Consider the following 10093-nt stretch of genomic DNA (forward strand, 5'->3'; position numbering starts at 1 on the left):
GAGAAAAGATAAAAAAAGCCGGGCACGAGGCCCGGCTTTTTCGTGTCGTGGCTTGGACGATTTTAGAACTTCATACCGACGCCGAAGGTGACGCGGTTGTCGGTCGACTTGACCTTGCCGATACCGTCGAAGTCCTTGTCGCCGAAGTCGGTGTAGCGATACTCAACACGGCCGAACACATTGTCGGTGATCTTGATGTCGGTACCGACGCCGGCCGTCCAGCCGAGCATGGTGTTTTCGTCGCTCGAGCCAGCGGCTTCGATTTCCTGGTTCTTGAGCGCGCCACCGGCGGTGCCGTAGAGCAGGATCTCCGGGGTGACGGCGTAGCCGAGGCGGGCGCGCAGCGAGCCTTCGAAGCCGCCCTTGGCCTCGACGCCACCATCGTCGCCCTCGATGCCGCTATAGCCGATATCGGCTTCAGCACCGTACACGAAGTTCTCCTGCTGCCACTGGTAGCCGCCGAAGACGCCGCCGACGAATCCATCGGTGTAGCAGTCAACGCCGAAATCGTCGGCATCGGAATGACCGCTGAAGCCGTAGCCGACGCTCACACCGGCATAGGGACCGGCCCAGGAAGCGACCGGAAGTTCGGCGATCGGGGCGGGTGCGGGCGGCTCTTCCGAGATGACGTCAGCAGCATAGGCGGTTCCGCCGAGGGCGAAGAGCCCGAGCGCCACCGCCAGCGGTCGCGCAAATTTAAGATTGGCTTGCATTGTTCTTTACTCCTTAAGCCACAGGCACAGGCTTGCTTTTCACAAGCGCCCTCAACCCGCCGGGGGGATAAACGGGTCTGGCGCTCAACGGTTCCGAATGTCGTGTCGAAATGCGGCTGAAGCGAACCTGAACTTGGGTCATTACCGGGCACGAATGAGGCCGAACTTTGACGTTGTATCTGCGCAACAGATAGTGTCAGGAGGCTTTGCCGTGCCGCGCTGAACACCGCTTGGAGCAAGGGGTCCGGAGCCCTATATTGCGGTCTGACGGCCGAGTCCCGGCCACAGTCGAAAGATCGATCCGGCCGCTTTGCCACAATGCTGCCCAAGGTCCGAACGGCATTTAACGCTTGGCCGGCCATATTTCACCGACCGGCTGAAATCGAAGCCCATTGAGGATTGACAGGATGAGCAAGGCCGCTGGAACGGCGCTGGTGACAGGCGGGGGCAAGCGGATCGGCAAGGCGATCGTCGAGGATCTTGCCGCGAACGGCTTTGCTGTCGCCATCCATTGCAACCGCTCGCGGGCCGAGGCCGAAGCGTTGGCCGCGCGGATCAACGGCGGCCATTTTGGCCAGGAAGGCCGCGCCGCTGTGGTCGCCGCCGACCTGACCGACATGGCCGCGGTCGGCGACTTGGTCGGCCGCGCCGAAGCCGCGCTCGGGCCTGTTACACTGCTGGTCAACAATGCCTCGCTGTTCGTCGACGACACGGTTCAGGATTTCGACTGGCTTGCCTGGGACCGTCACTTCACCATCCATGTGAAGGCGCCGGCACTTTTGGCGCAAGAATTCGCCCGCGCGCTGCCGGAAGGCCAGGAAGGGCTGATCGTCAATATGATCGACCAGCGCGTCTGGCGCCCGACGCCACGCTATTTCTCCTATGCGCTGTCGAAATCGACATTGTGGACAGCGACGCAGATGATGGCGCAGGCGCTGGCACCTCGCATTCGCGTCAATGCCATCGGCCCCGGCCCGACGCTGAAGAGCGCGCGCCAGGACGACAGCGATTTTGCCGAGCAGGTCGACGGCTTGATTCTGAAGCGCGGCCCGGAATTGCCTGAATTCGGCGCCACCATCCGCTATCTCTGGGGCGCGCGCTCGGTCACCGGCCAGATGATCGCGCTCGACGGCGGCCAGCACCTTGCGTGGCAGACGCCGGATGTGACAGGCATTGTCGAATGAGTCCCATGGACCAGAAACACAAACGAGGCGCCGCCGACGACCTGCCCCCCGATGTCGACCTCGAGGACGAGGCGGCGGAGGAGATCGTCGATCCGTCAGTTCCCCGTGCCAGTGGCCCTGACGTCGCCTTCACGGCCATCGATTGGACGCCGCATGCCGGCGATGCGGACGGCATGGTCGGCGCCAAAGTCATCCAGACGCTGGTCAAACGGCTGCCCAACGCGCCTGGCGTCTATCGCATGATGAATGCCGCAGGCGACGTGCTCTATGTCGGCAAGGCGCGCAGCCTGAAGAAGCGGGTGACCAATTACGCGCAAGGCCGTTTCCACACCAGCCGCATCGGCCGCATGGTGCGCGAGACGGCGACGATGGAGTTCGTCGTTACCCGCACCGAGATCGAAGCGCTGCTGCTGGAAGCCAACCTTATCAAGCGGTTGCGGCCGCGATTCAATGTGCTGATGCGGGACGACAAGTCGTTCCCCTACATCCTGTTGACCGGCGATCATGTCTCGCCCGGCATCTATAAACATCGCGGCGCGCGCTCGCGCAAGGGCGACTATTTCGGCCCCTTCGCCTCGGCCGGTGCCGTCGGCCGCACCATCAATTCGCTGCAGCGCGCCTTCCTGCTCAGGAGCTGCACCAACTCCTTCTACGAGAACCGCACGCGGCCGTGCCTGCTGTTCCAGATCAAGCGCTGCGCCGGCCCGTGCACCGGCGAAATCTCGCATGGCGACTATGCCAAGCTGGTCGCCGAGGCGAAGGACTTCTTGTCTGGCCGCAGCCAGAAGGTGAAGACCGACATCTCCGCCGCCATGCAGCAGGCCGCGGAAAACCTCGATTTCGAGCGCGCCGCCGTCTATCGCGACCGACTGGCGGCGCTGTCGCATGTGCAGAGCCATCAGGGCATCAACCCGCAGACCGTCGACGAGGCCGACGTCTTCGCCATCCATCAGGAAGGCGGCCAGGTCTGCATCCAGGTGTTCTTCTTCCGCACCGGCCAGAATTGGGGGAACCGCGCCTATTTCCCCAAGGCCGATCCGGCGATGGAGGCGGCCGAGGTGCTGGGCTCGTTCCTGGCGCAATTCTATGACGACAAGCCGACGCCGCGCACCATCCTGTTGTCGCATGGCGTCGAGGACCAGGAATTGCTGGCGGAGGCGCTCTCCACCCGCGCGGGTCGCAAGGTGGCGATCTCGGTGCCGCAGCGCGGCGAGAAGAAGGATTTGACCGACAACGCACTGCAGAACGCCCGCGAGGCGCTCGGCCGCCGGCTGGCCGAGACCTCGACGCAGGGGCGACTGCTCGCCGGCTTCGCCGAGACCTTCGGCCTGAAGAAACAGCCGGTGCGCATCGAGGTCTATGACAACTCTCACATCATGGGCACCAACGCCGTCGGCGCCATGGTCGTCGCCGGGCCGGAAGGCTTCGTGAAGAACCAGTACCGGAAATTCAACATCCGCTCGACCGAGATCACGCCGGGAGACGATTTCGGCATGATGCGCGAGGTGATGGAGCGGCGTTTTTCCCGGCTGCTGAAGGAACATGGCGATGTGCCGCAGAGCGAACAGGCGGCGGACGACACTCTGGCCGAACAGGGCGACGATATCGAGGATGCGGGCGGCTTCCCGGCCTGGCCAGACGTCATCCTCATCGACGGCGGCCAGGGCCAGATGACGGCAGTGCGCAAGATCCTCGCCGATCTCGGCATCGAAGACCGTGTCCAGGCCATCGGCATCGCCAAGGGCCAGGACCGCGACGCCGGCCGCGAACGCTTCTTCGTGCCGGGCAAGCCACCATTTTCGCTCCCCGTACGCGACCCCGTGCTCTATTTCGTCCAGCGGCTGCGTGACGAGGTCCACCGTTTCGCCATCGGCTCGCACCGCGCCCGCCGCAAGAAGGAAATGGTCAAGAGCCCGCTCGACGAGATCAGCGGCATCGGCCCGGGCCGCAAGCGCGCGCTGCTCATGCATTTCGGCACCGCCAAGGCGGTCAGCCGCGCCGCGATCGAGGATTTGGTCAAGGTCGACGGCATTTCCGAGCAGGTGGCGAAGCTGGTCTACAACCATTTTCACGAGAGCTGATGGATTCGGCTATTTTCGGTTGGTCCATCGACTATCGCCTGTTGACCCCCCACATTCGCTTCTGATTTGAGTAGGCAGGCAGAAAGAGTTCCCAAAAATATGGCCCAGCGCGCATTCAACCTGCCCAACATGCTCACCTATGCCCGCATCCTCGCGGTGCCGCTGGTTGTGCTGTGTTTTTTTCTCGAAGGCCATCTGAAGTCGAGCGACTTCGCCCGCTGGTCGGCGCTGATCATTTTCCTGCTGGCCTCGATCACCGACTATTTCGACGGCTATCTGGCGCGCGCCTGGCAGCAGACCTCGAATATCGGCAAGATGCTCGATCCGATCGCCGACAAGTTGCTGGTCGCCACGTGCCTGCTGCTGCTGGCGGCCGACACCGATAGGCATGCCGGCATCGCCGGCTGGTCGCTGTGGGCGGCGATCATCATCCTGTGCCGCGAAATCCTGGTCTCGGGCCTGCGCGAATATCTGGCGGCGCTGAAGGTCTCGGTACCGGTGACGCAGCTGGCAAAGTGGAAGACCACCATCCAGATGATCGCCATCGCCTTTCTGCTCGCGGGACCTGCTGGCGACAAGATCTTCCCGCTGACCACGCAGACCGGGCTCGTGCTGTTGTGGATCGCCGCCTTGGTCACGCTCTACACCGGCTACGATTATTTCCGCGCCGGTCTCAAGCACATCATGGACGAGTAGGATGTCGACGCGGCTCATTTATTTCGCCTGGGTGCGCGAGCGGATCGGCAAGCTGGAAGAGGATGTCGAATTGCCCGCCGGCATCGAGACCGTGGCCGACCTGCTGCGCTGGCTGAAATCGCGCGGCGAGGAGTACGAGCACGCGCTGCAATATCCCGATGTGATCCGCGTCGCCATCAACCAGGAACACGTCGAGCACTGCGAGAAGATATCAGGTGCGCGCGAGATCGCGCTGTTCCCGCCGATGACGGGTGGCTGAAATGCCCGGCGCGGTGGTGCCGACGGTGCGCATCCAGGCGGAGGATTTCGATATCGCCGCCGAGATCGCCGAGATGACGCAAGGCCGCGCCGACATCGGCGCTATCGTGACTTTCTCGGGCCTCTGCCGCGATGAGGCAGGCAGGCTCGCGGCACTCGAACTCGAACATTATCCAGGCATGGCTGAGGCCGAGATCGGCCGCATCGCCGCCGAGGCGGTCGGCCGCTGGCCCCTGCAGGGCCTCACCGCCATCCATCGCCATGGCAGGATCGCGCCCGGCGAGAACATCGTGCTGGTGGTCGCAGCCTCCGCGCACCGACAGGCGGCGTTCGAGGCGGCGAACTTCCTGATGGATTACCTGAAATCGCGCGCGCCGTTCTGGAAGAAGGAACACCATACCGACGGCTCGCAAGGTGGCTGGGTCGATGCCAAGGAAGCCGACGACGAGGCCGCAAGCCGCTGGGAGGAGGGTGTGCCGAAACGAAATTGATGCTTCGCGTCACCGCCGCAGGGGTGGAACCCGTCAGCCCCCGATCAGCCCTTGTCAGTGCCGATCCAGTGATCGAGCGCAATCCGGCCGGGTCCCCACGCCATGATGCCGAGCGCCATCGCCGCCCAGGTGATGTGCAGCGGCCAGCCGTCCGGCACGGTGAGTTGTATGACCAGCGTCATCACGAGCAGCCCGAATGCCGCCAGTCGTGTCGCCAGGCCGAGAACAAGAAGAATTGGCAGCAGGATTTCCGCCGATCCTGAGACGAACGCCACCAGGCCAGGTGCGGGAAAATCGTAAGGGCCGCCGGGCAGATGCAGCGTGAGCTCCGAGGTGAAAAGCAGCACGGCGACATCGTTCAACTGCAAAAAACCGTCCCATTTGTTGACGCCGGACCGCCAGAACGGGACGGCGAGTGCGCAGCGCAGGACGAGCTGCATCAGCGACGGTGTGGCACTCGTGCGAAGGGCGGCATTCACCCTCTCGACGAGGGCGGCGATCCCTCGCGGCTCGGTGCTGGCGTTCTGCCCATGATTCGTCATGCTCATCCTCGCTGGTGTGCCGCTGTGAAGGCACCTGCTTGCAGCAGGTCGGCAATGTTGGCGGAAAGGTCGAATTCGGCCCGCTCCGCAGACGCTGCCGCGGCCGCCGCGCCGAGCGGCTCACCCGCCATGAGGCGATCCAGAAAAACCGCGCTGCCGGGCGGCAGATGGAGAACATAGACTTCGAGGCCGGGTCGCGTGATCAGCGCATCTTCACGGCCGCTTGCGTCGATCCGCCCGACGGGACCGTCGCTCCGGTTTGTCGCGAAGATCGTGACGACCGGATAGCGCGAGCGTATGGCGCGCGTTGCCGGGTGCGGCACGAACACGGTATCGGCCAGCCGTTCGGGCGGGATCGCCGCCAGTGCTCGGGAAGCCAACGGTTTCGCGTCGGCGGCATGATAGGCGTCGAGCCAGGCCCGTTCCATGCGCGCCACGTCGGCCAGCCACGGCATCGACTGCGCGTATTCGTAGCGCTCGATGAAATCGGGAAAGTCGCGGCCGTATTCGAATAGAAGCGGCGAGGTGGGCGGTGTTTCGCGAACATGAAAGCGCGCCATTGCGCGGAAGAAGTCCGGGCCGGTGATGCGCAGCGTCGCTGGAAAGCTGGCGGCCAGCGCATCGATCAGGCTGACCGTGACGTTATTGCGATAGACGGCATATCGCTTGACCGCAGCTTTCCCGTTCGGCCCCGAGACAACGTCAGGCGGAGTTCGGTCAGGATCGAGCAAACCGGCAGTGAATGCCGCGGCATAGTCGAACCGGCGGCCGAGGTCACACGACTGGAACTCATCTTGCGGCATGGGCTTTTCCGAACGTATGATCGCTGTCGGCATGACGGTCGAGGATCGCTTGGGCGGCGGCCGCCTCTGCCTTGAGCACCGGCCAGTCGGGAATGGCGCTGTCCCATTCGATCAGCGTCGGTAGCGGCCCACATCGGCCGATGACGATATCGAAAAGCTTCCAGACTGCGTCGGCGACCGGGCCGTCATGGCTGTCGATGAGCAGCAGGTCGCCCTCATCATCCTCCTGCTCGGCGTGCCCGGCCAGATGGATTTCGCCGACATGATCGAGCGGGAAATCCGCGAGGTAGGAAAGGGCTGAATAGCCGTGATTGGTGGCCGAAACGAAGACGTTGTTGACGTCGAGCAGCAGGCCGCAACCGGTACGCCGCACCAGCGCGCGGATGAAATCTGTCTCGCTCATCGTCGATTCCGGGAACAGGACGTAGGTCGAGGGGTTCTCGATCAGGATCGGGCGGCCGATCGCGCCTTGCACTTCGTCGATGTGATCCGCCACGCACGAAACCGTTGCCGGCGTATAGGGCAGGGGAAGCAGGTCGTTGTAATAGGTGGTGTCGTGGGTCGACCAGGCGAGATGCTCGGAAACGAGCGCCGGCTCATAGCGGCGGTCGCGGTCCGCCAATCGACATGCACACCCCGTGCAGTGAAACGGGATAATCGCGGCGGATCTTGGTCAGCGCATCATGTGGCGGGCCGCCGGCGCCCATATAGTTTTCGGCGTGGACCTCGAAGAAACCGCCCTTTGGGTCATCGCCGAGGATCGCGGGTAGGTGTTCGTGCTTGAAACTGGCGCCGGCAAGGCCGGCGACCGGGTGTGCCGGAAAGCGCGAGATTTTCGACAGGCGGGATGCTGGGACCATTCCATTCATCTTCCTCTCCGCTTTCCGGGCGGGTTGCATTGCTTACGACGGGATGTCGCGGCTCAGCGCCGTGGGCGAGCCCTTGCGGTCGCCGGGCAGGTCCATCGTCGTGCAGGTGCCGCCGTCGACAAACTTCCAGGCGTTGCCTTGGTAATCGACAGTCGAGGTGCCTTGGCAGGTGGTGCCAGGTCCTGCTGCGCAGTCGTTCTGCCCCTTCAGGGCGACGCCAAAGCACTTCTCTTTGCCGGCATCCGTCGCCGCCTTGACCTCTGCCTCGGACAGCGGCGCGGCCGTCGCAAAAGAAGCAAGAGCCGTGGCAACGGCGCCGGCCAGAAAGGCCGCGCTCACGGTTGATCTTGTTGACATGATTTCACCTCCGGTTGGGTTGTTGCGCGCGCCGTTCCTCAAGCGCGCATCGGTCAGTTCGGTCCCGAGGCTCGCTGTGTTACATTTTTTTGGAACACGACTTTGTGATCGCCTTGGGCCTGGCCCACCAGGTCGATCCGCTGCCCATCAGGGGAGAAGATGGTGATGTCGAGCGAGAAGCTGGCAGCGGCCCTGCTCTGTTCGGTCGGTTGCCGGCGTTCGGCGTCCGGAGCAGGATTGCCGCAACAAAAAAGGCCAGCATTGCGCCGGCCTTTTTTAAATATCACGTGGTGATGAACTATCGGCTTAGCCGACGATCTCGGTGTCCGAGAACCAGTATTTGATCTCCTGCGCGGCGGTCTCCGGCGCGTCGGAGCCGTGCACGGAATTCTCGCCGATCGACAGCGCATGTACCTTGCGGATGGTGCCTTCGGCGGCGTTGGCCGGGTTGGTCGCGCCCATCACTTCGCGGTTCCTGGCGATAGCGTTCTCGCCTTCCAGCACCTGCACGACAGTCGGCGCCGAGGACATGAACTCCACCAGCTCGCCGAAGAAGGGACGATCCTTGTGAACGGCATAAAAACCTTCCGCCTCGCGGCGGCTCATCCACACCCGGCGCGAAGCGATGACGCGCAGGCCGGCATCTTCCAGTATCCTGGTGATGGCGCCGGTGAGATTGCGCCGGGTCGCGTCCGGCTTGATCATGGAAAAGGTGCGTTCGAGCGCCATGGGATCGTCCTTGTGATGGAGAGTGGAATTGAGGGTGGCGGGCTCTATACAAGCCGACCGCCGGCTTGCCAAGGGGAGGCTGGCGCGGCGCTCATTTCTGCGCCGGATGGCGCATCGCCGTCGGCCCGAACCAATGTTGTCATAACTGCATCTCGATCGTCAGCTTGGCCGTGTCGCCAGCCCGGCGGCCTTCGCGGACCCGCACTGCCGTCTTGATCGGCAACAGCAGGCTGCCGGATTTCTTGTCGGGAAACAGCGATGTCCGCCATCTGGTCTGGCCGATGACGGCTTCCACGCCAAGCGAGCCCCAGGGCCGTGCCATCCCCGCCATCGCCGTCTTGATCTGTGCCCCAAGCTCCGGCGGCAGCGTCACGAAATGCCAGCCACCCTTGCCTGGATAGACCTAGATCTCGGCCTGCACGTCGTAGCGAAACATTTTGTGCCTTCCTCAGATCAAGGCCGTCACGGCTGGCTTCGCCATGGTGCCTTGTCGGCAACGCCGGCGATTGGCGAAACATCAATGATATCCATTCTTCCTCGCAAAGACTGGCAGCGCCGCCGTTGCACTACCGCCTTATCACGATCGAAGCGCGCCGGACTTCCCAGCCTTCCCGTTCCAGTTCCGGCACGCTGTGGTTCTCGCTCGGATAGCCGACGCAGAAGTAACCGATCAGCGTCCACTCCGGCGGCGCGTCCAGGATCGTCGCCATTTCGGCCGGATCGAGGATCGAGACCCAGCCCATGCCTATTCCTTCCGCGCGCGCCGCCAGCCAAAAGGTGTGGATCGCCATCACCGCCGAATATTCGATGGTCGCCGGCATGGTCAGGCGGCCGAGCCCATGCCCCTGTTCTGTCGCGCGGTCGGCGAAAACCGCGAATTGGCAGGGGGCTTCGTTCAGGCCGGCGAGCTTCAGGCGTGCATAGAGCGCGGCGCGTTCGCCGCCTAACGATGCGAGCGCCTCCGCATTGCAGCGCTCAAAACATGCCCTGACGGCGGCGCGGCACTGAGCACTCTCGACGATGACGAAACGCCAGGGTTGGCTGAGCCCGACCGAGGGCGCAATGCTGGCGACCTCAAGCAGCCGCTCCAGAGGGCCTTCGGGGAGCGGTGTCGGCTTGAATCGCCTGACGTCCCGCCGCCACAGGAAGAGGCTGCCCAGCGCGGCGCAAAAATCGTCCGGGAATTCCGGGCCTGACGTCATGGGGTCGTGCTGCCTTTGCTAGGGGAGTAGGGGAGTAGGGGAGTAGGGGAGTAGGGCATTAGGGGAGTAGGGGAGTAGGGGAGTCGGGCAGTAGGGGAGTAGGGCCGTAGGGGGTGTGTCTAGTGGGGTGGTGCGCGGCGACGGGTCGGGGGGCGGGGGCGGGGGGGG

11 protein-coding genes and 2 pseudogenes are annotated in these 10093 nt (G+C 63.8%); 5 read left to right on the forward strand and 8 right to left on the reverse strand.

Translation table 11 applies throughout. The features are described from left to right. Positions 1 to 62: 62 nt before the first annotated feature. Entirely contained in the window at positions 63 to 713 is a 651-nt protein-coding gene (locus NKH12_RS21030; protein WP_352954891.1) for an outer membrane protein, read from the reverse strand. A gap of 407 nt (positions 714 to 1120) precedes the next feature. On the opposite strand from NKH12_RS21030, the gene NKH12_RS21035 reads away from it, so the two are divergent. The 5 genes from NKH12_RS21035 (at position 1121) to NKH12_RS21055 (ending at position 5423) form a co-directional block, all read left to right on the forward strand. After that, positions 1121 to 1897: an SDR family oxidoreductase gene (locus NKH12_RS21035; protein ID WP_352954892.1), complete on the forward strand. Its 777-nt coding sequence runs from the start codon at positions 1121 to 1123 to the stop codon at positions 1895 to 1897. Continuing rightward, entirely contained in the window at positions 1894 to 3978 is a 2085-nt protein-coding gene (uvrC, locus tag NKH12_RS21040; protein WP_352954893.1) for an excinuclease ABC subunit UvrC, read from the forward strand. The genes NKH12_RS21035 and uvrC overlap by 4 nt, the downstream gene beginning before the upstream one ends. Before the next feature lie 99 nt (positions 3979 to 4077). Next, complete coding sequence (gene pgsA, locus NKH12_RS21045) at positions 4078 to 4674, forward strand: CDP-diacylglycerol--glycerol-3-phosphate 3-phosphatidyltransferase (RefSeq protein WP_352481786.1); 597 nt, start codon at positions 4078 to 4080, stop codon at positions 4672 to 4674. 1 nt (position 4675) lies between these two features. Further along, positions 4676 to 4933, forward strand: coding sequence for a molybdopterin converting factor subunit 1 (moaD, locus tag NKH12_RS21050; RefSeq protein ID WP_352954894.1), 258 nt, complete (start codon positions 4676 to 4678; stop codon positions 4931 to 4933). A 1-nt stretch (position 4934) separates the two neighbouring features. After that, complete coding sequence (locus tag NKH12_RS21055; RefSeq protein ID WP_352954904.1) at positions 4935 to 5423, forward strand: molybdenum cofactor biosynthesis protein MoaE; 489 nt, start codon at positions 4935 to 4937, stop codon at positions 5421 to 5423. A gap of 44 nt (positions 5424 to 5467) precedes the next feature. Here the strand turns inward: NKH12_RS21055 and NKH12_RS21060 are convergent, their stop codons facing one another. From NKH12_RS21060 to bluB, 7 genes and pseudogenes are all read right to left on the reverse strand, one after another. Further along, positions 5468 to 5965: a DoxX family protein gene (locus NKH12_RS21060; protein WP_352954895.1), complete on the reverse strand. Its 498-nt coding sequence runs from the start codon at positions 5963 to 5965 to the stop codon at positions 5468 to 5470. A gap of 2 nt (positions 5966 to 5967) precedes the next feature. Beyond that, complete coding sequence (locus tag NKH12_RS21065; RefSeq protein WP_352954896.1) at positions 5968 to 6768, reverse strand: HvfC/BufC N-terminal domain-containing protein; 801 nt, start codon at positions 6766 to 6768, stop codon at positions 5968 to 5970. Continuing rightward, positions 6755 to 7637, reverse strand: a pseudogene (gene bufB, locus NKH12_RS21070) (MNIO family bufferin maturase). Before bufB ends, NKH12_RS21065 begins: the two are co-directional and overlap by 14 nt. A gap of 33 nt (positions 7638 to 7670) precedes the next feature. Beyond that, complete coding sequence (locus tag NKH12_RS21075; RefSeq protein ID WP_352954897.1) at positions 7671 to 7994, reverse strand: BufA1 family periplasmic bufferin-type metallophore; 324 nt, start codon at positions 7992 to 7994, stop codon at positions 7671 to 7673. Positions 7995 to 8300: 306 nt separating this feature from the next. After that, the gene (gene ndk / locus NKH12_RS21080) at positions 8301 to 8723 is read right to left on the reverse strand and encodes a nucleoside-diphosphate kinase (RefSeq protein ID WP_352954898.1); all 423 of its coding nucleotides are present in this window, start codon (positions 8721 to 8723) and stop codon (positions 8301 to 8303) included. Positions 8724 to 8862: 139 nt separating this feature from the next. Then, positions 8863 to 9108: pseudogene (locus NKH12_RS21085) on the reverse strand (DUF1905 domain-containing protein); the annotation flags it as partial. A 181-nt stretch (positions 9109 to 9289) separates the two neighbouring features. Then, positions 9290 to 9925 (reverse strand): 5,6-dimethylbenzimidazole synthase, encoded by a 636-nt coding sequence (gene bluB / locus NKH12_RS21090; protein WP_352954899.1) that lies wholly within the window; start codon positions 9923 to 9925, stop codon positions 9290 to 9292. Between the last annotated feature and the right edge of the window lie 168 nt (positions 9926 to 10093).

Source organism: Mesorhizobium sp. M1322, from assembly GCF_040318085.1.
In the GTDB taxonomy this organism is placed as follows: Bacteria; Pseudomonadota; Alphaproteobacteria; order Rhizobiales; family Rhizobiaceae; genus Mesorhizobium.